The organism is Saccharibacter sp. EH611, from assembly GCF_009834765.1.
In the GTDB taxonomy this organism is placed as follows: Bacteria; Pseudomonadota; Alphaproteobacteria; order Acetobacterales; family Acetobacteraceae; genus Saccharibacter.
Genome location: NZ_WVHP01000003.1, coordinates 65,266 through 88,662 on the forward strand (window position 1 = coordinate 65,266; position 23,397 = coordinate 88,662).

Here is a 23,397-nt window from a genome sequence, read left to right on the forward strand (position 1 = left end):
ATGAGTCGCACAGCGGTCAAATCTTTTATGACGGCGCTCTCTCACGTCTATCCGGATGCAGAAAGTGAGCTCATTTTCCGCAATACATTCGAGCTTCTCGTCAGCGTTGTTCTCTCCGCCCAAGCCACGGATAAATCCGTCAACAAAGCCACCAAAGGCCTTTTTGAAGAAGCACCAGACCCACGCACGATGGCAGCCCTTGGGGAAGAAGGTATTGCCCGTCATATCCGCACCATCGGTCTTTGGCGTGCCAAGGCCCATAATGTGGCTCTCCTGTGCCAACAGCTCCTTGACCGTCATCAGGGCGAGGTGCCTTCTGACCGCGCCTCTCTTGAAGCTCTACCTGGTGTGGGGCGAAAGACAGCCAATGTCGTGCTGAATGTCGCTTTTGACCAAGACACGATGGCCGTTGATACCCACATCTTCCGTCTCAGCAATCGCACGGGCCTCGCTCCGGGGAAAAACGTGCGTGTCGTTGAAAAAGAGCTCGTTGCGCGTATTCCCAAAAAGATGCTGCGCCCCTCCCATCATTGGCTCATTCTTCTAGGGCGCTATATCTGTAAAGCACGAAGACCTGAATGCTGGCACTGCCCTGTAACAGAATGGTGCCTCAACCCCGACAAAGCCCTAACCCCTCCTCCAGCTAAAAAAATACGTTAGGTTTATTCTTCCCGAGCGAGCGGTATCATCGGCACACCATTGGATCCAATAGGTGGCACCCATGGCCGCTCTCCTCGCGCACTACGATCAGACACAACAGATAAGCCTCCATGAGCGGCCCGATACACCGCCCATGCGCCGTTATCATAAACAAAGTCACGGTCCAAAACAGGAACAGACGGGCACAGCCTCTGCCCGTCAGAGCGGCTCACCACGAGAACGACACCTGCGCATAACGCCTCAGTCTCAGACGTTGTGAAGCGTTCATAATGTGGTCGCATATCCAACAAGACGACCCGACCAGCAACCGTCACACGACACAAAGAACGCTGACATGCCGTCGAGAAAGAATGCGCCTCAATCCTTAAATCATGCTGCCATGTTGTACGGAAAAAGGGATTGACCGTCGGCGGATCCATCATCCATCCATGCTCGGTACGGATCACAAGCGTCTGACCATCCGGCGCCATGAGCATCACAGGCCGTGACACCATCCACGCGGACGCAATCCCCACACCCAACACAAGAAGACCGAGGAAACGGGCTTTCCCACGCCAAAGGCACAAAACCGAAAGCCCGACCATCTCAAGTAAAAGCCCCCAATTCGGCCATGACGGGACAGGCACACTCGCCCCCGGCATATGGGCCATCACATGGGCTAAGAAGCGTACACCCTCAATGCCCCATCCCATTAGATGGAGCACAGGCCCCGCCCAGCCAAACGGCAATAACAGCAGAACGATCATCCCTAACGGCATAATCCATACCGCCATCAGAGGAACAGCCACCATGTTTGCCACAACAAACCACGGTTGAAACGCTCCAAAATGAGCCATACTGACGGGCACCGTCGCACAGCCAGCAAAAATGGACGTAAGCGCCAACATGCCTATCGGCACCCCACATCGTGCCCAAAACCATGAACGCTGCCTGAGCTGTGCCAAAGGCTCCCGCAGCTCATCATAACCAGCAATCAAGGCCATCACGGCCGCCATCGACATCTGAAACGATACATCCCACACAATCGCTGGATGAACCGTCTCCAGCCCTATTGCCACAAGAGCCAAAGCCCTCAGGGAGAGAATACGACGGCCCAACTGAAAAGCGAGCGCACCATAAAAAGCCATCGCCAACGCACGCAGCCCCGGTATATGGCCACCGGTCAGCACGATATAAACCACGCCCACCGCTAAGGCGGCCCCTAGGGCAATTTCTCGACAAGGCCAGAATAAGGCCGCATGTTCAGAACGCAGCAAGACCATACGCACAAACGCAAAACATAACGCGATGACCAAACCCAGATGGAGCCCCGCCACCGCCAACAGATGCGCTAAACCACTGGCCGCGAAATCTTGCCGTGTTTGAGGCGATACGGCCCCAGTTTCACCGACGAGCACAGCGGCAATCATCGCCCCATTTTGGTTGGGAAGAACGGCCATCATCCGCGCCTCCATCGCCTCTCTCCAGCGATTTATCCGGTCATGAGAAGAATGAGAGAGAATCACGGGCTCCGACAACGCCGAGCCACTCCCTGCCAAGCCTGAAAACCAAGCTTCCCGCTGCATATCCCGCCCGTAAGGCCATACAGGCGCGGACGGCGTATGGAAAAGCACCCGAAGACGCACATGATCCCCGGTTGAAGGAACAACGGTTCCATCCCGTTTCAATGTGACACGCAAATCCCGCTGTAACGGGGGCTGCCCCTCATACCATGGGCTTTCAAAACGAGCCTGTTTGAGGACAAGACGCACACGCTCACCCGGCCCCTCTCGTGCAGGAAAGTGACTGACCTGCGCCACATCGCCTTCTGTCCAAACCGCATAAAGAGGAAGCTCAGGCATGTGTGGCTGATGATGCGCTTGAGCCATCGCCAACATAAACCCCAGGCTGATACTCAGTAGCGCCGCACCACCAACCCGCATCGTCAGGCCCCAAAGCGGGTAACGAGACGCGCCTATACTGATCAAAACACCACACAAGCCAAGCACGACCACCACGGCACACCAAAACCCAGACGGCTCGTGAAGACAGGTAAAATAAGCGCTGATGCCAAGCGCTATCCCGAGCGGAAACCAGCATAAAAGCCGCCGCCCTTGCCGCGCCAAAGCGGTCTCACCCCATTGGCGCCATCTTTCCATCAACTCAATATACGACTCATCATTCTATGTCTCATAGACACACCATCTCTCGTATTACTGTACACGTAACGAGAAAATCCCCCATCATGAAGCTGTTTATCTTGGGAGACGCTCACTGATCCCACATATGTCGCGTCACGTTATCTTACTCAACAGCGCTTCCTTAACATGAAGCGGTCACACGATTTCTCTATCGCACTATCGTACACTCTCTCAAAAATGGCTAAGCGAGCTGGATCATCTATAGAGAATATCCTAAACCTCTTAAGACGAGGTACAGGCCAGTCATTCAATAGAACGATATTGGAGAATCATTTTATGAAACGCTCATTCCTCACGCTTCCTCTAGTGATAGCCCTAACGACCTCAGCAGCGATAAGCCAAAGCCTCCCACCTGACGATCATCAGAATGTTGCATCGCTTCAAAGTGCTGCTGATCAAGGAAATTCAGACGCTCAGCTTAAGCTAGGGATCATGTATTTCAATGGCCAAGAAGTTCCTCAAAACGAGGCTAAAGCGGCTGAGTGGTTCCAAAAATCTGCTGATCAAGGAGATGAAAACGCTCAAAAAGCCCTGAAAGCGCTTTTCCGTTGAGCCTGTGCATGATTGAGCAGCAATAAGGCGCTGTCCGTCACCTCGGTATCTATATGTCTGCGGCCTATGCCCTCTAGCCCCAAACATAACCGTCCTCGCTGTTCCTCCTTATAAGACAATAGCGAGGACGTAACGAGCGTGCTATAAAGCGTTTTTATGAAGATCCGTACTCGCTTTGCCCCTTCGCCGACAGGTCTGCTCCATATCGGGAATGCCCGCGCGGCCCTGTTTAATTACCTCTATGCCCGCCATCATGGTGGCGAATTCCTCTTGCGCATTGAGGACACAGACCGCGAACGGTCCACACAACAAGCCGTTGATGTCATTTTTGATGGCCTCAAATGGATGGGCCTTGATTGGGACGGCGAACCCGTTTTTCAGTCCACACGTCAAGGGCGTCATGCTGAAGTTGTGCAGCAACTGCTCGAAAAAGGCCAGGCCTATCGGTGCTACTGCACAGCTGAAGAGCTGACCGCTATGCGTGAGAAGGCGCGTGCTGAGAAGCGCCCACCCCGTTATGATGGCACGTGGCGTGATCGTGATCCGTCCGAAGCTCCTGAAGGCGCGCCTTTCACCGTTCGTCTCAAAGCACCTAAAGACGGTGAGACGATTATTCATGACCATGTTCAGGGCGATGTGCGCGTTGCTAATTCGGAAATGGATGATCTGATCATTCTCCGCTCCGATGGCACGCCAACCTACCTGCTCGCAGTGGTGGTTGATGACCATGATATGGAGATTAGCCATGTCATGCGCGGTGATGACCACCTCACCAATACCTTCCGCCAAGCAATGATCTACCGTGCGATGGGATGGGATCTTCCCGAATTTGCCCATCTTCCCCTCATTCACGGGCCTGATGGGGCCAAACTGTCCAAACGTCACGGCGCTCAATCAGTGGTGGATTTCCGTGAGGAAGGCTTCCTACCAGAAGCGCTCAACAATTACCTGCTCCGCCTCGGCTGGGGGCATGGGGACGAGGAAGTTCTGTCCCGCGAAGAGCAGATTAAACTCTTCGACTTTGACGGGATTGGCCGCTCACCATCACGGATGGATTACGTCAAGCTCAACCATCTCAACGGCATCTGGCTCCGCCGTGCGGATGATGCCCGGTTGACCGACCTTGTCCTAGAGCGCCTCGCCCAACGTGATGATCTTGAGCTTAATGAGGCGGTACGAGCCCGTGTGGCTGCTCTGATGCCCGGGCTTAAAGAACGTGCGAAGAACATGGTTGAGCTGGCCAATAATGCGGCTTTTGCAGGCCTTCGCCTGCCACTCACCTTCACACCAAAAGCGCAAAAGCTCCTCGGTGAAGACGGGCAAGCAGTGCTTAAAGGTATGGAAGAACGCCTTGGTGCTCTTGAGTCCTTCACCCCAGAAGCCATCGACAGCACCTTGCGCGCCTATGCACAAGAGCATGAGTTAAAACTTGGGGCCGTTGCTCAGCCGCTGCGCGCTGCGATGACCGGCACCACAACCTCACCAGGGATTGACCTCACCTTGGCTGCTTTGGGTCAGGACGAGGTGCTCGCCCGTATTCGGAGTGCGCTAACGTGAGGACCGTACGACGCCATAACGCCCATCTCCTCGGTATTGAGGGGATGGGAGCCGACGACATCACCCCTTTTTTAGACCTCGCTGAAAGCTACGCCTTACTCAGCCGATCCCGGACAGCGCCACGCGATGTACTGCAAGGGCGCACGGTGATTAATCTGTTTTTTGAAAACAGCACCCGCACCCGCACCAGCTTTGAGCTTGCTGGGAAACGTCTTGGCGCTGATGTGGTTAATATGTCTGTCGCCACAAGCTCTGTCAGCAAGGGCGAGACCCTGCTTGATACAGCGTCAACGCTCAATGCGATGCATTGTGACCTCTTGGTCGTTCGTCATGACCAGTCAGGGGCGCCTGCGCTTCTCTCCCAAAAGGTGGAAGCCAGCGTAGTAAATGCGGGCGATGGCATGCACGAGCATCCCACACAAGCCCTGCTGGATGCGTTGACGATTCGGCGTCATTTTGGCCGCCTTGACGGGCTGACGATCGCCATTTGCGGAGATGTCGCTCATAGCCGCGTCGTACGTTCAAACATTCACCTTCTACGCGCTATGGGAAGCAACATTCGCCTCGCAGGGCCACCAACGCTTCTCCCCTCTGCATTGGGTGAACTCGACGGCGTGACCCTCTATCACGACATGGACGAAGCCCTCAAAGGGGTGGACGTTGCGATGTGCCTCCGTGTCCAGCGCGAACGTATGGGAGGCGGCCTTGTGCCCAGCGCACGGGAATATTTCGCTCTTTTCGGTCTGGATCGCCGCCGCCTCGGGCTTGCTAAACCAAACGCCTTGGTGATGCACCCCGGCCCGATGAATCGTGGGATTGAGATCGCTTCTGACGTGGCCGATTCGCCACAAAGTGTCATTTCTGAACAGGTCGAAATGGGTGTTGCCGTACGCATGGCCGTACTCGACCGTCTTTCACGGATGCAAACCCCCTCATGACAAGTCTCGTCTTTGAAAATGTCCGCCTGATTGATCCTGCTTCTGGACGTGATTCCCTTGGCCGCCTTGTGGTGGAGAATGGCGTAATCGCCGGTCATGATACCGACGAAGCCCCTAAAGGCGCCCGCGTAATTGACGGTAAGGGCGCGGTGTTATGCCCGGGCCTCGTTGATATGCGCGTCACGCTTGGTGAACCCGGGTCAGAATATCGTGAAACAATCCAATCAGGCGCGGAAGCAGCCGTCGCTGGGGGCATCACCTCCCTCGCCGTCTTGCCCGATACCGCCCCTTCAATTGATACACCGTCACTCGTCCACCATATCCGCCGCCGTGGAGACGAAACGGGCATGGTGGCGCTTCATCCCTATGGAGCGCTCACACGCGGCTGCGAAGGCGAAGAGATGGCGGAATTTGGCCTCTTAAAAGAAGCAGGCGCCATTGCTTTTACCGATGGGGCGCGTGCCTTGGGCAATGCCAAACAAATGCGCAATATTTTAGCGTATTCGCGCTTTTTAGATGCCCTCATCGTGCTTCACCCAGAGGAACCTTCCTTAGCGCGTGGAGGATGTGCGACCGGCAGCGCTTTAGCCGTTCGTCTTGGGTTGCCACAAATCCCCGCAGCGGCAGAGGCGATGATGGTCGCCCGTGACTTACGACTTGCTGAAATGACCGGTGCACGCGTGCATTTTGCGCATGTCTCGACGGGGGAAGCCCTAGAGCTTATCCGTCAAGCTAAAGCGCGCCATGTTCGCGTGACGTGCGACACCGCGCCACCTTATTTTGCGATGACGGAAAAGGATATTGGCGATTTCCGTACCTATGCCAAATTCTCTCCTCCGTTACGTCAAGAGCATGACCGTCAGGCTGTGTTTGATGCCCTCGCTGATGGCACGATTGACGTCGTAGCGTCTGACCATATGCCAGCCGATGCTGATGACAAGCGTCTTCCCTTTGCCCATGCACGCGCTGGTGGAACGGGTATGACGACCCTTCTTGGAGTCACGCTCTCATCTGGCCTACCCATTATGGACGCCCTGCGTTTGCTCACGAGCGCTCCCGCACAGCTCCTCGGCCTTGAAGCGGGCACACTGGCTATTGGACGTGACGCCGACCTCTGCCTCTTTGATCCAAACGAAACATGGACTGTCACGGCTGGCTCTATGCCCGGTTGCGCACAAAACACTCCTTTTGATGGGCGTGAGCTCAAAGGGCACGTCTTGCGAACCTTCCGCCGTGGGCACGAAGTCTATACTGCGCCTTCCCTCGCCCAAGGGAAGACGGCATGACGTTGACCTCTCTTCAACAATGGCTATCGCATCCACCTCTGGTGTTGATCATCGCCATCGCCGCTTATGGGCTCGGCAGTATTCCCTTTGGGGTGCTGCTCACAGCTCTTTCGGGAGAAGGGGATATTCGCCGTATTGGGTCTGGCAATATTGGCGCAACGAATGTTCTGCGGACAGGCCGTAAGGGAATCGCCGCTGCCACCCTATTCCTGGACGCCCTTAAAGGGCTTGTTGCTGTTCTGCTTGCAGAAACGCTCTGTGCTCAAGGAACGCAGCTCGCCATGGGCGTTGCAGCCGTCGCCGCCTTGGTCGGTCATTGCTTCCCTCTTTGGCTCGGCTTCAAGGGTGGCAAGGGAGTCGCTACGGGGATTGGTATTTTCTGGGCACTCTGCTGGCCTGTTGGCCTCATCAGCATGCTGCTCTGGCTGTTCGGTGTGCTTTTCAGCCGTATTTCATCGGTAGGAGCACTGCTCGCTTTTATCGCAGCCCCACTCCTCATGCCAGCTCTAAGTATGCAGCCCGTCTCATCGCCTCTTCCCCTTGCGGTAGACCTTATGAGCGTACTGGTTCTATTGAGGCATTACGGCAATATTATGCGTCTCCTCCAAGGCATTGAACCTCGTGTGGGCTCATCAAAAACACCAAAGGAATAACCCTTTTCCTTAACGATAACGGGACTGCTATGACCCCCTCTGATCTGCCTTCTGCTTCATCTTCCACAGGCTCTGCTGAACGAGTCGCGATGATCAGACTGGCACGAACAGCGGGGATCGGCCCGGTTAATTTCTCACGACTTTTAGCAACCTATGGCACTGCCCTGCGCACATTAGAGGCCCTCCCTCACCGCGTTCAACGCACAGGGCGCCCCATGCCAGACGTCCCCACCATAAGCGAAATTGAGGATGAGATCGCCCGCCTCGCCCAGCAAGGGGCGCGTCACCTCCTACGCTCTGACCCGGACTATCCTCTGCTACTCACCCATGTGCCAGACGCGCCTCCTCTGCTTTTTGCCCGTGGTCATATCGACCGTTTATCACTAAGTTCTGTGGGGATCGTTGGGGCACGTAATGCCTCCACAGCGGGCTTAAGACTGGCCGAAAGTATCTCAGCAGAGCTCGCCGCTGATGGCCTCTGCATTGTGTCAGGTCTTGCACGTGGAATTGATGCGGCTGCTCATCACGGAGCCCTCCATCGCGGCTTAACAGTCGCCGCCATTGCCGGTGGGTTAGACTGCCCCTATCCCCCCGAACATGCCAAACTCCACCACGAGATTGCTGAACATGGCTGCCTGATCACCGAGGCTCCGCCGGGTACGATGCCACAAGCACGGCATTTCCCTCGGCGGAACCGCCTCATTGCCGGGCTCACACAAGGCTGTTTGGTCATTGAAGCCGCTGAACGATCTGGCACCCTCATTACAGCTCGTTTAGCAGAATCGTATTTACGCATGGTTTTTGCCACGCCGGGCTCTCCACTTGATCCACGCTCCCGTGGTGGCAATCGACTGATTCGGCAAGGCTGCGTTCTCGTCGAATCGGCCGCTGACATCCTCGCAGACCTTCCCCGCCATCTTCCAGCGCGCCAACCCGCTCCTTGGACGCATGACAGCACGTCAGATACTCCGCTCTTTCAAACGGTAAAAGAATCACCTCCGACGGTTCGTCAGTCTTCTCCTCAACCCTGCAATGAGAAAAAACCTCGCGCCTCACAAAAAGAACAAGAAAGTCAAGAAAATGAGGCAATTCCTGATGAGATGTCCCCCTCAACCCCTCGTGAACACCTCTTAACACTCCTCTCAATCACCCCAATGCCAGTTGACGAGATTGTATCACGCTGTCAGTTCTCCGTCTCAACCGTAGCAACTGCGCTGAGCGAATTGGAGCTAGACGGTATTATCGAACGTCTCCCAGGCGGGCGCGTGGCACGCCTTCCAGAGATAACGCCTTAACCTTTCAGAGGACGGATGATGGCAGTGACGAACGTTGTGGTCGTGGAAAGCCCCGCTAAAGCCAAAACAATCAACCGCTACCTTGGTAGTGACTATACCGTCATCGCCTCATTCGGCCATGTGCGCGACCTCCCCCCTAAAGATGGCAGTGTCCGCCCTGATGAAAATTTTGCCATGTCCTGGCAGACCGATGAGCGTGGCACCAAGCAAATTGCCACCATCGCTAAAGCCATCAAAGGCGCTAAGACTCTCATCCTCGCCACTGACCCTGACCGTGAGGGGGAAGCAATTTCATGGCATGTCCGCAGTGCACTCGCTGAGAAAAAACTGCTCAAAAATATCGACGTGCAGCGCGTTACTTTTAACGAAATTACAAAAAAAGCCATTGCCACTGCCATGGCGTCCCCACGGGACTTAGACCAACCGCTGATTGACGCGTATCTCGCCCGTCGTGCGTTGGACTATCTCGTCGGCTTTACGCTTTCCCCCGTCTTGTGGCGCAAACTTCCCGGGAGCCGCAGTGCTGGACGTGTACAATCTGTTGCCCTACGCCTCATTTGCGAACGTGAAGCGGAAATTGAGGTTTTTAAACCGCGTGAATATTGGTCTATCGACGGGCTCTTCTCCACGCCTCAAAAAGCTGAGTTCAAAGCACGCCTGACCCATCTTGCCGGACGCAAACTTGAGCAATTTGACCTCCCTAACGAGGCCAGCGCTGTTCAAGCCCGCGAAGCCGTACAGAACGCCGCCTTTAGCGTTGCCAAAATTGAACGTAAGCGCACAAAGCGGAACCCGGCACCGCCCTTTACAACCTCTACATTGCAGCAAGAAGCCTCTCGTAAACTTGGCATGAGCGCACAAGTCACAATGCGCACAGCCCAGCAACTTTATGAAGGTGTGGATCTAAACGGAGAAACAATCGGGCTCATTACCTATATGCGTACCGATGGCGTCACTATGGCAGCAGAAGCGGTACAAGCCATTCGTGCCCATATCGGCCAAAGCTTTGGCGATCGCTATTGCCCAGCAAAACCGCGTGCCTACAGCACGAAAGCCAAAAATGCTCAGGAAGCCCACGAAGCCATCCGCCCAACAGATGCCGCACGCACACCAGCTCAAGTCGCTTCTGCTCTGACACCAGACCAACGTCGTCTTTATGAGCTGGTCTGGAAACGTGCTGTGGCTTCTCAGATGCAGTCAGCCGAGATTGATCAAACAGCTGTAACGCTCAGCGAGCCAACGGATCAGATCCGCCTCCGCGCGACAGGATCCATCATCGCCTTTGATGGCTTCCTCACCCTCTATATGGAAGGACGTGACGATAGCAACGATGACGACCAGACGCGTTTGCTACCGGCCATGAATGAAGGTGATGCCCTATCCACAGGGGCGGTCACAGCTGACCAACATTTCACTCAGCCACCACCGCGCTTTTCTGAAGCTTCTTTGGTAAAGAAAATGGAAGAGATCGGCATTGGCCGTCCCTCTACCTATGCCTCCATCTTGGGTGTGCTGCGCGACCGAAACTATGTCCGCCTTGAGAGCCGCCGCTTTATGCCCGAAGATCGCGGGCGTCTTGTCACGGCCTTCCTCACCTCATTCTTTGAACGCTACGTCGATACGGGTTTTACCGCGTCTCTTGAAGAACAGCTTGATGAGATCTCTGGGGGCCGCGCTGACTGGCATAATGTCATGTCGTCTTTCTGGACGGATTTTTCAGCCACGGTTGATAAAATAAAAGACCTGAAAATCTCCGATGTGATCGACGCACTGGATGAAGACCTAGGTAACCACTTCTTCCCCCCACGTGAAGACGGCCATGACCCGCGCCGCTGCCCATCATGCGAGACGGGTCGGCTTGGCCTTAAACTCGGGCGTCATGGTGCTTTCCTAGGATGTTCGAATTATCCAGAATGCCGCGTCACACGCCCTCTTGCCATTGACGATGGTAGTCAAGATGATTCGCTTAAAGATGGTGTTCGTGTCCTCGGTCAAGACCCTGAAACAGGCGACGATATTACCCTCCGTCGTGGGCCATATGGGCTCTACCTCCAAAGGGGCGAGCCTGACCCTGAGAATAAAAAGATCAAGCCAAAACGCTCGACGATCCCTAAAACGCTCTCCAGCGAGACCATCACACTGGATGAAGCCGTAGGGCTTCTCTCCTTACCACGTTTCCTAGGCAATCACCCTGAAACGGAAGAAAAAGTTGAAGCAGGGCTTGGTCGCTTTGGGCCCTACGTTAAAATGGGCAGCATCTACGGAACCTTAGGGAAGGACGACAACGTCCTCACCATTGGGATGGATCGAGCAGTCAGTGCCCTTGCACGTAAACTCGCTTCCATCCGCACATTGGGGGCTCATCCTAAAGACAAAGAAAACGTCATGGTGCGCAAAGGGCGCTTTGGCCCTTATGTGCAGCATGGGCAAACGGTCGCAACGCTTCCTAAAGACCGTTCAATGGATGATGTCACGTTAGACGAAGCATTGACCCTTCTTGAAGAAAAGGGGAAACCGCTCAAGGGTAGCACACGCAAAAAGACGGCAAAAACAACAAAAGCCAGCACAACCCGTAAAAAGGCGGGTAGCAGCACGACGACCCGCAAGAAAGCAACGTCGTCATCAAAACGCACAACAACCACTAAAAGTCGCACAACAAAAAAAACGACCTAAAACAGGAAAGACACACTTTCTGTTAAAAAGACTGAGGCTACATCTTCTATTGATGTAGCCTCATTGCCATGAGCAGCCCACATCCTCATACTCTTAAAATATTATCCATTGGTATCTGACCTTATGAGGAGCAGAGCTATCAGAATGGCGTATCGTCTCTATCCAGTAGCCAACAGGCTGTAACGGACTTCCTATGATTGCGTCATCATTCCGCTTTGCACGCTTCCGCTTACGACGTTATCCATCGCCCAAACACACATTGATGGCCCTCATTGTCGCAGGTGTTTTGATCACATCACCTGTAGGTGTGGCTCAACCACCTATCAGCCGCTCTCCTGCGAATAATCCTCCCTCACCAACAGAAGCAGGCCAGCACTCACCTCCCCTGCAAGACGCTTTTCCTGAGACCGACCATGTTCGCAATATCTTTGCATCGGCTCTCAGTTTCATTGCTCCTCGCACATTACACGCCCATTCTATGAAGGAGCTAGCCTTATGGGGACTCGATGGAATTCTTACCATTGACCCAGCTCTTTCTATCACCATAACCGCTTCCTCCAGCCCCAGCAGCTCTGAGACCTTTATCCTGCGTGCTCACAGTCAAATTCTTTTGACGCGTCCCTTGCCTCACAATGACGACCGTATGGTGTGGATTGATCTCATTTTGGACGTTATTCAAAACAGCTGGCCTCACAGCGCTCCTTTAAGGGCAGCTGGAAGCAACGGTATTATTGCGCACTTTTTTTCTACTCTTTTCCACAATATAGATCCTTACTCACGCTATATTCCTCCCCAGAACATCCAACAGACAAATCCCAATAAACGAGATAAAGACGCTTCCATTGGGCTAATGCTTGCTCGTCATCAAGAAGTATCCTACCCCACCATCAGCAACGTTAACGTCAATAGCGATGCTTGGGCTCAAGGAATTAGTGCGGGACAAAGTCTTATTGCCGTTAATGGCCACAATGTTCGGCGCGTTCCTCTAGCGACCTTGGCGCGTTGGCTCGTAGGGCCACCCAATAGCCCAATAACCATTACCGTTAGGACACCTACAGGAGACGAACAAAGTTTTTCCCTTAACCGCGCGTATCTCCCCCAAGAAACGGTTTTCTTGAGCGCCTATGGGCCCTATCCTGTTCTACGTATTACCCAATTTTCTGATCATACAGCAGACGAAGTCAGCCAGTATATTTCAGCCTTAACGGATAATAACGACGCTTCTGACCAAGAGGGGGATACCCCCTCTTCTATTCAAAAGCATTTACCCGGTTTGATCTTAGACCTTCGAGGCAACCACGGCGGGGTGCTCCAACAAGCTGTCGTAACGGCAGCACTGCTCCTTAACCAAGGAGTCATCACGACAACAGAAGGACGGTATCGAGCGGCTAATCATATTTGGGCCATCCAGGGAGGTGATCTGACCGACAACGCTCCTTTAGCTATTCTTGTTGACGGCCAAACTGCAAGTGCCTCAGAGGTTCTAGCGTCTGCCCTGGCTGACCACCATCGTGCGATTATTATTGGAAGTAGCACATACGGGAAAGGTCTGGTGCAAATAGCTGGAGAACTCCCCAACCAAGGGCAGCTTCTCGTCAGCTGGGGACGGAATATTGCCCCTCTCGGTTGGCCGATACAAACATTAGGTCTCTTCCCGCAGGTTTGCATGACACGACCTAATCTTACAGCCCAAATTTCTGCGCTTGAACATGGCCATTCATTAGAACAAGATGCCCTCTATCAAGCCCGCTCGCAGCGCACCCCGCTCTCCGTTCACAAAGCTAGCACTATCCGAGCCCAATGCCCGGCCACACATGGCTCTGAGAGCGATATCAGCGTTGCAGCACAGCTTTTAACATCACATACTGCTTATGAAGCAGCTCTACAGAGTGTGCCTGCCGATCTCCCTTATCCTCCTGCACCTCATTTCTAAAGGACAGAACCCATGTTTGGACTGAAGAGCGGTTTTTGGATTCGCGCAACCATGCGCAGACTCAATGATGAAGGAACACCCGCACTGATTGTCCAAAAGGGAGACGAAGACGCTGGAAGTATTTTTATTACGCTGACTGATCCTTCTGGCAGTCGCGTTATCTTACAAGAACAAGGCACATCATGGAGACGACATGAGTTCGACCATGATGAGACGCAAAACGCCTCCGAAAAAGCTGATTTGTATCTAGAGCGGCAAAAACGTTACGATCCTGACTTATGGATTATTGAAGTCGATGTAAAAAACTGCGCTGACCCATTTGAAAAATCGCTTGGGTCACGTAAAGACATCGACCTATAAATGGTTCGGTTCCCCATGCTATTTTCTCAATATACATTGCACTTCCGTGCAGTTTCAGCGAAAAGAATACCGTCTGTCTGGTTGGAGAGTAATCACATGATACAACGCACCACCGTCATGGCTCTGTTAGCACGTAGTGGGTTAGCAGCGAGCATGTCAGTGTTGGCCTTTGGCTTTGCTCATGCTCAGCCTGTGCGTGGGCTGTACGTTTCTGGTGCGGGTGGGGCAAGCTTTAACCAAGCTCAACGGGTCAACCCTCATACACGTCTCTTCCCACGGGGACGGGATGAATACGATGCTGGCTATACAGGCCTTGGAAGCATCGGTTGGGGGCTTGGTAATGGCTTCCGCGTTGAAGTTGAGGGGAACTACCGCAAAAATCGCTACTCAGGGTTCCACGGCGCCAACATTCCGATGACAACGAGCGGCCATCAGCAAAAATATGGTGTCATGGCCAATGCGTTGTTCGATATGGATATCGGACAGAACTGGATTTATCCCTATTTCGGAGCTGGTCTAGGCTATGGTTGGCAGTCCATGAACACCAACCTGCGCGGGACACAACATAATTATAATCAACATGTTGGCAGTACGGCTGGCGGATTTGCTTATCAAGCCATGTTAGGTGCCTCCCTCCCTGTGCCATGGGTTGTCGGTCTGTCCACAACGGTCGAATATCGCTTTTATACGATTGCTGGTCGCCATCGGCATAATGCCACCGCATCGGGAGACCTTGCTCTCGTTAATGGTGGAACGGGTGATAGCGTGAGTGGCCGTCGTGGCTCACGTACAGACTTTAATCACTCTTTGATGCTGGGACTCCGCTACGAGTTTAATCCAGCCCCCCCTCCTCCTAAAGTTGCCCCTGCGACGGCTGCACCCGCCCCAACGCCTGTGCGGACTTATCTCGTCTTCTTTGATTGGGACTCCAGCACGTTAAGCGATCGGGCTCGTGCTATTGTCGCAACAGCCGCACGCAACTCAACATCAGCACAATTCACACGTATTCATATTAATGGCCATACAGATAGCTCTGGCAGCCTCACGGCACGTGGAAGAAGCTTCAACCAAGCGCTTTCCCTGCGTCGTGCCAACAGCGTAAAAGCCGAGCTTGTCCGCGATGGTATCGCCTCAGGCCTCATTGCCGTAAAAGGCTATGGCAGTACTCAGCCCCTCATCCCTACAGCCAACGGCGCACGTGAAGCTCAAAATCGCCGCGTTGAAATTGACTTCCAATAAGGCGATGACCGGAACAGCTTAATCGCATCACTCATAAAAAAGGCCGGGGCTATCCCGGCCTTTTTGTTATCACACATTTACATTTAGTGATGAATGCGCGCTTTCCGGTAACGTGAGGCTGCTTTATGCACACCATGCGTGGAAGCAGCCTTTTGTTTGGAAGAAACCGCCGCCGCTTTAGAAGGCGCCGCCGCTACTGCTGCTTTAGGTGCCGTCACTCCCACAGCCTCTACTTTCACCTTAACGGTCAACTCACGCCGAGGTTGAGCATGCTCTGGAATCAGCTCTACGCCAAATTGATCCGTCCCATTATACGCTGTCACCGGCGTATAGCGGATATAGGTGCGGCCGTCATAATTATAGAGAAAAGCCTTACCGTGCTCAGGCGGTGCATTCACCCCAAAGGAAGCATAGCTTCCACCACCCTCTTTACTCACTGAGACAGCACAAACCCCTTCACCACTTCCAACGGTCATATCCACACTCAACGCACCATTAGGCGCCGTCTGGAGGGGGGCAACCTGACAAAGAGACGATATTTTGTCATACGCAAAAGGGTTAGGAGCCGAAGCAACCTGTGGCAGAATAGGCTGCTGAGCACAACCAACGAGAGACAGGAGAGCGACACTAAGCGTCCCCGCACCTAAAATAGAACTTCGCAAATGCACGTTCAACTCCAGAAAAAAACGGGGAAGACTTACACAGACTTCACCCTGTCATCAGGCATAAAAGAAAAAAAGAGGGTAGGCCCTCTTAACCTGAAAGAGAATGTCACGAAACGAATTTTCTTTCTTATACGATGCCTTCTTTAAGAAACTCATGATATACGCAAAAGACTTGTCAGTGGGAGTTTGCCGAATGCCTGTTTCCTATCGCTCTTTTTCTTTCCGTTCTTTCGGGGCTACACTTGCTGTTTTCGCTGCCCTTGTTGGGAGTCCTTCAGCCCGTGCTGCTGCCTGCCATCCCTCCAATGATGTTCATGCGGCCTTCAACCTTGAAGGGCTAAAATCTGAGCTGATGGTTACAGCCCTGTCTTGCAAAACACAAAGCCGCTATAATGAGTTCGTGGGGCATTTCCGCCCTCTTCTCAATGCTGCTGAAAAACGACTCGAAACCTATTTCCACAGCACGTATGGCCGTCAAGGGGATCGCAAGCGTGATGATTACATCACCCAACTGGCCGATGTACAATCTCTAGGAGGGCTAAAGTCTGGTACTGTTTTTTGCGATCAACGCGTACCGATGTTTGACGAGCTCGCCGCGTTAGACACGGCAGACGATCTCTCCCATTATGCTGAAGCCAAAGACATCACACAGCCTGCTTCTTACGAAAGCTGCACCGCTCCGCGCCCTACCGTGCGCAGCCGCCACGGTCGCACCGCTCATCATAAATAACACGCTTTACACGCTGTAGCTGAGAGTGCAGGAAATATAGGGTTCTCGTATGTTCACGCAGAGAATAGCTCTTCACTGCCTCTCCTTCGATGCCCTCCACCGCAACGCCGAAAGCTTGACTCTATGACCGATTATGGCGCTCAGGATATTGAAGTTCTAGAAGGACTAGAACCTGTCCGTCGCCGCCCTGGCATGTATATTGGTGGCACTGACGATAATGCCTATCACCACTTGGCCTCCGAGATTATTGATAATGCGATGGATGAGGCTGTCGCGGGTCATGCCACCTCCATTGAGGTCGCGTTAGAAGATGCCCATACCCTTATGGTACATGACAATGGCCGCGGTATCCCAACGGATCCTCATCCGCGTTTCCCAGGGAAATCAGCTCTCGAAGTTATTTTCACTACCCTTCATGCCGGTGGGAAATTCTCGGGAAAATCATACGAGACCTCTGGCGGGCTGCATGGTGTTGGAAGCTCTGTGGTCAACGCCCTCTCCGAACGACTGGACGTTGAAGTAACGCGCGATCGCACACGCTTTCGTCAGCTCTTTTCCCGTGGACTGCCGACCTCCGACCTTGAGACAAGCAAGGCTCCTGCACGCCAACGCGGCACGACCGTTCGTTTCCAACCAGACCCTGAGATTTTTGGCAAACAAGCTTTCTCCGCTGTCCGGCTCTATCGCTTATGCAAAAATAAAGCAGCCCTTTTCCGTGGAGTGACGATTCGGTGGTCTTGCAACCCTGATCTTTTAAAAGGGGACGATGCCCTTCCCCAAGAAGACGTCATCCATTACCCTAATGGGCTAGCCGACGCTCTACGCGCGGACATTGGCAATGAAAACACACTTCTCACTCCTCTATGGGCTGGAGAAGCCGACCTTCCCCGCACAGCTGATGGCAAAACAGGCGGACGCGTGGAATGGGCCGTTGCTTTTCTCGATCGTGGCACCAGCGGCCTAACATCCTACTGCAACACGATTCCAACCCCCCAAGGAGGTACACATGAAAACGGGCTTCGCGCCGCGCTCGTGAAGGGCTTCCGTCATTGGGGAGACCAGCGCAAAATTCGTCGTTCAGCCGCTATCACAGCAGAAGATGTGTTGGGCACCATTAATGCGAAACTCTCCGTCTTTATTCGTGACCCACAATTTCAAGGCCAAACAAAAGATCGCCTCACCACGCAAGAAGCCAGCCGTCTTGTTGAAGGTGCGCTGCGCGACAGAATCGACCATTGGCTTGGAGGCAACCCACAACAGGCTGATGCTCTTGTCGGCTATATTGTCGAGCGCGCTGAAGAGCGTTTACGTCGGCGTGAAAATAAAGAAACATCCCGCAAAAGTGCGACCCGCAAGCTCCGCCTGCCCGGCAAGCTGACCGATTGCAGCCGCACGAATGCTCATGATACCGAAATTTTCCTCGTCGAAGGGGAATCCGCCGGTGGGTCTGCCCGTCAAGCACGCGACCGTGAAACTCAAGCCGTACTCCCTCTAAGAGGGAAAATCCTCAATGTAGCATCGGCTACAGCAGAAAAGCTGCATGCCAACCAAGAGCTTCGTGACCTGATCGAAGCATTAGGGTGCGGCATCGGGAAACAGCTTAACCTGGATCGCCTCCGTTATGGCCGCATCATCATCATGACCGATGCCGACGTGGACGGGGCCCATATTGCCAGCTTGCTGATGACATTTTTCTATCGAGAAATGCCTGAGCTCGTACGCGGTGGCCATCTCTTTTTGGCACAGCCGCCGCTTTACCGCCTCACACATGGAGGCAAAACCGTTTATGCAATGGACGACCAAGACCGTGTTCGCCGCTTGAAAACGGACTTCAAACCTAATGCAAAGGTCGAAATCTCCCGCTTTAAAGGCTTAGGGGAAATGCCCGTTTCTGACCTTAAAGAAACGACCATGAACCCAGCGCGCCGCACGTTGCTCCGTGTCACGATTCCACCTGAAGACAATCTCCTCACACGCGACCGGATTGAAAGCCTCATGGGACGGAAGCCCGAGCTGCGCTTCCGCTTTATTCAAGAGCATGCGGATTCGGTAGAGCTTCTTGATGTCTAATCCCACAGGTCGATGGGAGACTTTCTCCTATCGACCTATAGAAACTCTGCTTAAAAACGTACCGTCATAGGGTCTTCCCCCATCCGTCCATCAGTCCGGTCAAGGGACGCCATTTGGGCCATTTCTTCACGGCTCAACTGGAAGTCAAAAACAGCTATATTTTCAGCCATCCGCTGCGGATGAACAGATTTTGGAATCACGACCAGATCATTTTGCACATGCCAACGCAAAATAATCTGAGCCGGACTTTTGCCATGACGCTTGGCAATCTCGCCAATGACAGGATTATCCAAAATCGCTCCTTTACCCAGAGGGCGCCACGCTTCCGTTTGAATATGATGCTTTAAATGAAAGTCCCTCAGCGCTTTTTGCTGAAAATAGGGATGAAGCTCAATCTGGTTCAATACCGGAACCTCACCCGTTTCCCCGATAATCCGTTCAAGATGTTCCTCTGCAAAATTAGAAACACCAATCGAACGCACGCGCCCCTCTTTCTTGAGATGAATCAACGCTTTCCACGTCTCAACATACTGTCCTTGATGGGGCATCGGCCAATGGATCAAATAAAAATCAATCACATCACGACGCAATAAATGCGCGCTACGGTCAAATGCACGCAATGCCGCATCATAACCTTGATCGTCATTCCACAACTTGGTGGTCACACAAACATCAGGGTGGTGTTCCAAACCTTCACCAACGCCAGCTTCATTTTTGTACAAACGCGCTGTATCGACAGCACGATATCCCAAAGAAATCGCCTTACGTACGACATCTGCCGTTTGATCCTCTGGGGTTTGCCACACACCAAGCCCAATTTGAGGGATAGAATGACCATCATGCAACGGAATACGGGGGATAGAATGCTCTGTCATGATCATCTCCTTCATCATCAGATACAGGGCCAAGCTACGCATTCCCTCTGGCAGAATGAAGGCAAATGATACTAAAGGCTTTTTCATTATCGCGCTGTGCCGCTCTTTTCTTGCCTCTTCCATGAGCTGCCCCCTATAACAACACGCACGATGATGGTCTCATGACACCGAATACTAAGGGAAAAAACGGCATGTCTCACAACAGGGATCCACACACACACCAGCTGTACCCAATAACGCTGTCTCTTTCTTCCATGTGGAAACAGCCCATGAGGCCCATCTCGCTGTAAAGCTTGATAATGGCCAGCTTTATAATGCCCGTTATCCTAATGATGCTGGCTTTACGCCACTTATTGCCATGAAGATCGAGGCCATCCCCGACTACCTCTTTCTCACAACAGATCCAGGACGGGAACAACCGCAAATCTGGCTGGAACACTACACCGCTCGCGGCACCGTCTTAAGTATTAGATCTCGCATCAGTGGTGACCAGGGGCAGTTTGTCGCGCTCGAAGACCCTGCACGTCCTGGCAAATATATGACCACCCGCCCTTTCCATGATGACAAAACAGCTAATCCGGTTGTCGGAGACTGTCACCATGTGATGCGATGGGAAGAATATAGCCTCATTCCCATTCAGGGCACGGATTATCTCCACCATATCGCACAAGCGATTACGGGCCTTTTCCGTCGCAGTCTTACAGCAACCGCATGTGTTTCCTTTATTGAAGAATATCAAGGTGATGCTCTTCTCCCCGCTTTGGATAGCCTCCTGCCCATTATACGATGGAATGTTATAGAACGTGTCGGTGAGAGGCTCCTCCATGATCGTGCGCTTCGCCACAAGCTCGCCTCTCACATGCCGCCTAACATATGGCTAGAGAAAGCCTTCCCACAGCTCGCCACATGGGAACAAAAACGCTGGGCCCATGCGGGCCGCTCCATTAGTCCTTTCCCAACCCCGCAAAAAATACATTCTCCTGAAGCAGACTCTTTCCTTGCTGACAATGGTGCGGATGGTTCTTTTGCGGGCCTCCTGCACGCACTTACCCATGCCGCCCGTCGCACGATTGAACCGCAACGTCGCGTGTGCATGCTGACCACCATGCGTAATGAAGGGCTCTACCTCCTTGAATGGATCGCCTATCATCGCACGCTCGGTGTCGAGCATTTCTTCATCTACAGCAATGACAATACCGATAAGTCCGAAGCCCTCCTTGCTGAACTCGCTGAGGAAGGACTTATTACATGGATCGACAACCCAACAGCCGCAGGCACAAGCCCACAATTTAAAGCCTATGGTCATGCCCTTAATGTTCTGCCTGATATTCTAAATTTCCAATGGTGCTTCATTATGGATGGGGACGAGTTCATCACGCTTGACCCCAAAGCGTATCCCTCTTTGCACGACTACCTTGACTGGATTGACCATTGGCAGACGGATGCACTCGCTATTAATTGGCGCTTCATTGGCTCACGCAAGAACGACAATGGTCTCGCTGACCTTGCTAAGCCCCTCACCCAGCGCAATTTCCGCATTATTGGCAATGGGGCCATTGGTGATGGCTGGCGTTTAGTTAAATCAGCTTGCCGCCCTAACAGAACTCTCCATTCTCGCCCTCATCATCCGGTCTGGAATCCTGTAACGCCCTATATGTTCCGCCTCACCAATGGCGACCGGCATGAATACCAGCATCCCCCTGCTGGTTTCCCTCATGACCCTGCTTTTGCCGATGAAGGGCATTTCGACCGTATTTCCATCTCCCATTATTACTTTAAATCAATTGCTGAATGGACATGGAAACATGCGCGTAATAGCGGAGCTGATGCGAAAAAAGACCTCGACACAAGCCGCTATACCAACCAATGGGCGAATGCCTTTGGCTTGCAAGCCAAAGACCCACAGCATGAACGCAATGTATGGATGATGGATCGGCAGGAGGCTCTGCGACAAGAACTCGACCAACTTCGCACCAATCCTACCATCTGCGCTGCAGAAAGCGCTATCCGCGCTTCATTAAGCGACCAGATTCATGACCTCTGGGCCCAAATCCACGCCCATAAGGTCTTTAGTAACATTGATGCTGAGTGGCGGTTCATTCTTCAAGACCTTGAGTTGGAAATGAAAGACCGTATCCCTCCCGTCGCGTGAGCGGCACGTTCTTAAACCTACAAAAAAGGAGGGGAATTCCCCTCCTTTTTCATACCTTCTGAGAATGTTCTCAGAACTTATAATTGATTTTACCTGTTCCACCGCTCGTTGTCAGATGGTTGCCGTATTGGCCGATATAATCCAGTTGTACTGTTAGATCACGCGCGAGATGAGCGGACACTCCCGTGTTCACCACGGCCGTATCTGCAGAGATAGGCGTTCCTATCACACTCATATCATACCCAACGCCGCCACCTGCTTGATTAAAGCGCTCACGCGCCGTCCCACGCAACGCACCAAAAGCCCGACGATAGGCAAGGCTTCCGTGCGTCGAGAAAACCACAGAACCAAGGTTAAAGGACGATGCCGCTTTTAAGCCAACGGTCGAATACCCCAGGTTGCTTTGCTGTCCACGAACGTTAAGAGCTGTTAGGCCTCCATGCTCCCGAAACGCCCCTTGCTGGTAGCTGACATAGGTCATTCTCGCAAAAGGCTCCAGCTCAAGAGCAGACCCACCCAATTTTGCTACAAAACGATAGCCCGTCTCTGCATAAGCCTGCGCTGTTCCTGCTAGGCTTGTTGACTTCGCATGATCTGAAAAGCCCGGGATTGTAATACGGCGATTGGTCTGTAGCACATTCCACGTATAATCCGCGCCCATCTTCAGAGTAATGCGCGCGGTTGGCGTAATGCCCCCAACGCCCCATGACGTCCCCCCGTACACACCGAGAGAAGCATTATTGGCATAGCCTGAAGAGCGGCGTGATCCCCCATTAGAGAACATAGACCGTCCGTAAGCCAGCAATCCGCCAACGCGCCATCCGTGCACGTCAGTATCCGCCCCCATAATCCATCCAACGGCATTCTGATTTAAGTGAGCTGCATTCAGGTAGTTTGAACCACTGCCACTATTACCCCCTCGTGACCCATATACCTGCCCCCACACGGTAACACGATGGTTGGGATCAACGCCTCCGGGCTTTTGTTCTGTTCCCCCCGTTGGGCACAAACGCAACGTATCATCAATACAATCCAACCGATTAATCGACGCATCACGAAGATAAAAACTATCATTCACCATAGCTGTCTTCGTGCTGCCATAGATCTCACCAGACAAAGCATTGAGCGCATTATGCGCTTCCGGCGTCTTTAGATTAACGATAGCATCCCCCAAAGCGCCACCACCATGCGTTGCAGCCACCATCTGTCCTAGACCCGTTGCAGCGGCACTCTCATTGCGTGTCTCAGCTTGGAGATGAAAATTAGGCACTTGTGGTGTTGGTGTTGGTGTTGGTGTTGGTGTTGGTGTTGGTGTTGGTGTTGGTGTTGGTGTTGGTGTTGACGGATTATTGCCGCTATTGCCACCAGAACCACCCGTATTATTGCTCCCGTTTCCTGTTTCATTATGCGTGTGACTACCATTATTCGTAGCCCCGCCATCATTGGGCTTGGTGTTCGTGCCGCCGCCATTATTCGACGAACCATTATGATTGCCATCGTCAGGCTTGCTGTTCGTGCCACCACCATTGTTCGGCGTCGCATTATGGCTGCCGTCATCAGGCTTGCTGTTCGTGCCGCC

Annotated in this window: 18 protein-coding genes; 14 read left to right on the forward strand and 4 right to left on the reverse strand. The window is 53.1% G+C overall.

The genetic code is table 11. The features are described from left to right. Nucleotides 1-660 (forward strand): endonuclease III, encoded by a 660-nt coding sequence (gene nth, locus GS535_RS03345; RefSeq protein ID WP_160793078.1) that lies wholly within the window; start codon nucleotides 1-3, stop codon nucleotides 658-660. Nucleotides 661-662: 2 nt separating this feature from the next. Here nth and GS535_RS03350 read toward each other — a convergent pair whose 3' ends face one another. Continuing rightward, nucleotides 663-2,798: a ComEC/Rec2 family competence protein gene (locus GS535_RS03350; protein ID WP_160848173.1), complete on the reverse strand. Its 2,136-nt coding sequence runs from the start codon at nucleotides 2,796-2,798 to the stop codon at nucleotides 663-665. Between the two features lie 318 nt (nucleotides 2,799-3,116). Between GS535_RS03350 and GS535_RS03355 the strand changes: the two genes are divergently transcribed. From GS535_RS03355 to GS535_RS03400, 10 genes are all read left to right on the forward strand, one after another. Further along, nucleotides 3,117-3,392: a tetratricopeptide repeat protein gene (locus tag GS535_RS03355; protein ID WP_237442187.1), complete on the forward strand. Its 276-nt coding sequence runs from the start codon at nucleotides 3,117-3,119 to the stop codon at nucleotides 3,390-3,392. Between the two features lie 156 nt (nucleotides 3,393-3,548). Beyond that, on the forward strand, nucleotides 3,549-4,949 hold the full coding sequence (gene gltX / locus GS535_RS03360; RefSeq protein ID WP_160793025.1) for a glutamate--tRNA ligase: 1,401 nt from the start codon (nucleotides 3,549-3,551) through the stop codon (nucleotides 4,947-4,949). Continuing rightward, nucleotides 4,946-5,887: an aspartate carbamoyltransferase catalytic subunit gene (locus GS535_RS03365; protein ID WP_160793024.1), complete on the forward strand. Its 942-nt coding sequence runs from the start codon at nucleotides 4,946-4,948 to the stop codon at nucleotides 5,885-5,887. The genes gltX and GS535_RS03365 overlap by 4 nt, the downstream gene beginning before the upstream one ends. Next, the gene (locus GS535_RS03370; RefSeq protein WP_160793023.1) at nucleotides 5,884-7,173 is read left to right on the forward strand and encodes a dihydroorotase family protein; all 1,290 of its coding nucleotides are present in this window, start codon (nucleotides 5,884-5,886) and stop codon (nucleotides 7,171-7,173) included. Before GS535_RS03365 ends, GS535_RS03370 begins: the two co-directional genes overlap by 4 nt. Continuing rightward, nucleotides 7,170-7,826 (forward strand): glycerol-3-phosphate 1-O-acyltransferase PlsY, encoded by a 657-nt coding sequence (plsY, locus tag GS535_RS03375; RefSeq protein ID WP_160793022.1) that lies wholly within the window; start codon nucleotides 7,170-7,172, stop codon nucleotides 7,824-7,826. Before GS535_RS03370 ends, plsY begins: the two co-directional genes overlap by 4 nt. 29 nt (nucleotides 7,827-7,855) lie before the next feature. Continuing rightward, nucleotides 7,856-9,121: a DNA-processing protein DprA gene (gene dprA / locus GS535_RS03380; RefSeq protein WP_160793021.1), complete on the forward strand. Its 1,266-nt coding sequence runs from the start codon at nucleotides 7,856-7,858 to the stop codon at nucleotides 9,119-9,121. Nucleotides 9,122-9,145: 24 nt separating this feature from the next. Continuing rightward, entirely contained in the window at nucleotides 9,146-11,794 is a 2,649-nt protein-coding gene (topA, locus tag GS535_RS03385) for a type I DNA topoisomerase (RefSeq protein ID WP_160793020.1), read from the forward strand. A 193-nt stretch (nucleotides 11,795-11,987) separates the two neighbouring features. After that, a complete protein-coding gene (locus GS535_RS03390; protein ID WP_160793019.1) occupies nucleotides 11,988-13,727 on the forward strand; it encodes a S41 family peptidase in 1,740 nt (579 codons plus the stop codon). Nucleotides 13,728-13,739: 12 nt separating this feature from the next. Then, the gene (locus tag GS535_RS03395; RefSeq protein WP_160793018.1) at nucleotides 13,740-14,087 is read left to right on the forward strand and encodes a DUF1491 family protein; all 348 of its coding nucleotides are present in this window, start codon (nucleotides 13,740-13,742) and stop codon (nucleotides 14,085-14,087) included. 96 nt (nucleotides 14,088-14,183) lie between these two features. Next, nucleotides 14,184-15,326 (forward strand): OmpA family protein, encoded by a 1,143-nt coding sequence (locus tag GS535_RS03400; protein ID WP_160793017.1) that lies wholly within the window; start codon nucleotides 14,184-14,186, stop codon nucleotides 15,324-15,326. A gap of 83 nt (nucleotides 15,327-15,409) precedes the next feature. On the opposite strand, the gene GS535_RS03405 is transcribed toward GS535_RS03400, so the two are convergent. Beyond that, complete coding sequence (locus GS535_RS03405) at nucleotides 15,410-15,994, reverse strand: hypothetical protein (protein ID WP_160793016.1); 585 nt, start codon at nucleotides 15,992-15,994, stop codon at nucleotides 15,410-15,412. Between the two features lie 190 nt (nucleotides 15,995-16,184). Here GS535_RS03405 and GS535_RS03410 point away from each other — a divergent pair, with 190 nt between their 5' ends. Further along, a complete protein-coding gene (locus GS535_RS03410; protein WP_160793015.1) occupies nucleotides 16,185-16,721 on the forward strand; it encodes a hypothetical protein in 537 nt (178 codons plus the stop codon). 123 nt (nucleotides 16,722-16,844) lie between these two features. After that, nucleotides 16,845-18,791 (forward strand): DNA topoisomerase IV subunit B, encoded by a 1,947-nt coding sequence (gene parE / locus GS535_RS03415; protein ID WP_160793014.1) that lies wholly within the window; start codon nucleotides 16,845-16,847, stop codon nucleotides 18,789-18,791. Between the two features lie 50 nt (nucleotides 18,792-18,841). Here the strand turns inward: parE and GS535_RS03420 are convergent, their stop codons facing one another. After that, nucleotides 18,842-19,666: an aldo/keto reductase gene (locus GS535_RS03420; protein ID WP_160793013.1), complete on the reverse strand. Its 825-nt coding sequence runs from the start codon at nucleotides 19,664-19,666 to the stop codon at nucleotides 18,842-18,844. 256 nt (nucleotides 19,667-19,922) lie between these two features. Between GS535_RS03420 and GS535_RS11270 the strand changes: the two genes are divergently transcribed. Beyond that, on the forward strand, nucleotides 19,923-21,818 hold the full coding sequence (locus GS535_RS11270) for a glycosyltransferase family 2 protein (protein ID WP_160793012.1): 1,896 nt from the start codon (nucleotides 19,923-19,925) through the stop codon (nucleotides 21,816-21,818). Nucleotides 21,819-21,888: 70 nt separating this feature from the next. Here the strand turns inward: GS535_RS11270 and GS535_RS03430 are convergent. Next, nucleotides 21,889-23,397 (reverse strand): autotransporter outer membrane beta-barrel domain-containing protein (locus GS535_RS03430; RefSeq protein ID WP_160799102.1); only part of this gene is annotated, 1,509 nt, incomplete at its 5' end.

Coding starts and splice junctions, on each gene's coding strand:
- nth (WP_160793078.1), top strand. CDS start 1: ATGAGTCGCACAGCGGTCAAATCTTTTATGACGGCGCTCTCTCACGTC.
- GS535_RS03350 (WP_160848173.1), bottom strand. CDS start 2,798: ATGGAAAGATGGCGCCAATGGGGTGAGACCGCTTTGGCGCGGCAAGGG.
- GS535_RS03355 (WP_237442187.1), top strand. CDS start 3,117: ATGAAACGCTCATTCCTCACGCTTCCTCTAGTGATAGCCCTAACGACC.
- gltX (WP_160793025.1), top strand. CDS start 3,549: ATGAAGATCCGTACTCGCTTTGCCCCTTCGCCGACAGGTCTGCTCCAT.
- GS535_RS03370 (WP_160793023.1), top strand. CDS start 5,884: ATGACAAGTCTCGTCTTTGAAAATGTCCGCCTGATTGATCCTGCTTCT.
- plsY (WP_160793022.1), top strand. CDS start 7,170: ATGACGTTGACCTCTCTTCAACAATGGCTATCGCATCCACCTCTGGTG.
- dprA (WP_160793021.1), top strand. CDS start 7,856: ATGACCCCCTCTGATCTGCCTTCTGCTTCATCTTCCACAGGCTCTGCT.
- GS535_RS03390 (WP_160793019.1), top strand. CDS start 11,988: ATGATTGCGTCATCATTCCGCTTTGCACGCTTCCGCTTACGACGTTAT.
- GS535_RS03395 (WP_160793018.1), top strand. CDS start 13,740: ATGTTTGGACTGAAGAGCGGTTTTTGGATTCGCGCAACCATGCGCAGA.
- GS535_RS03400 (WP_160793017.1), top strand. CDS start 14,184: ATGATACAACGCACCACCGTCATGGCTCTGTTAGCACGTAGTGGGTTA.
- GS535_RS03410 (WP_160793015.1), top strand. CDS start 16,185: ATGCCTGTTTCCTATCGCTCTTTTTCTTTCCGTTCTTTCGGGGCTACA.
- parE (WP_160793014.1), top strand. CDS start 16,845: ATGACCGATTATGGCGCTCAGGATATTGAAGTTCTAGAAGGACTAGAA.
- GS535_RS03420 (WP_160793013.1), bottom strand. CDS start 19,666: ATGACAGAGCATTCTATCCCCCGTATTCCGTTGCATGATGGTCATTCT.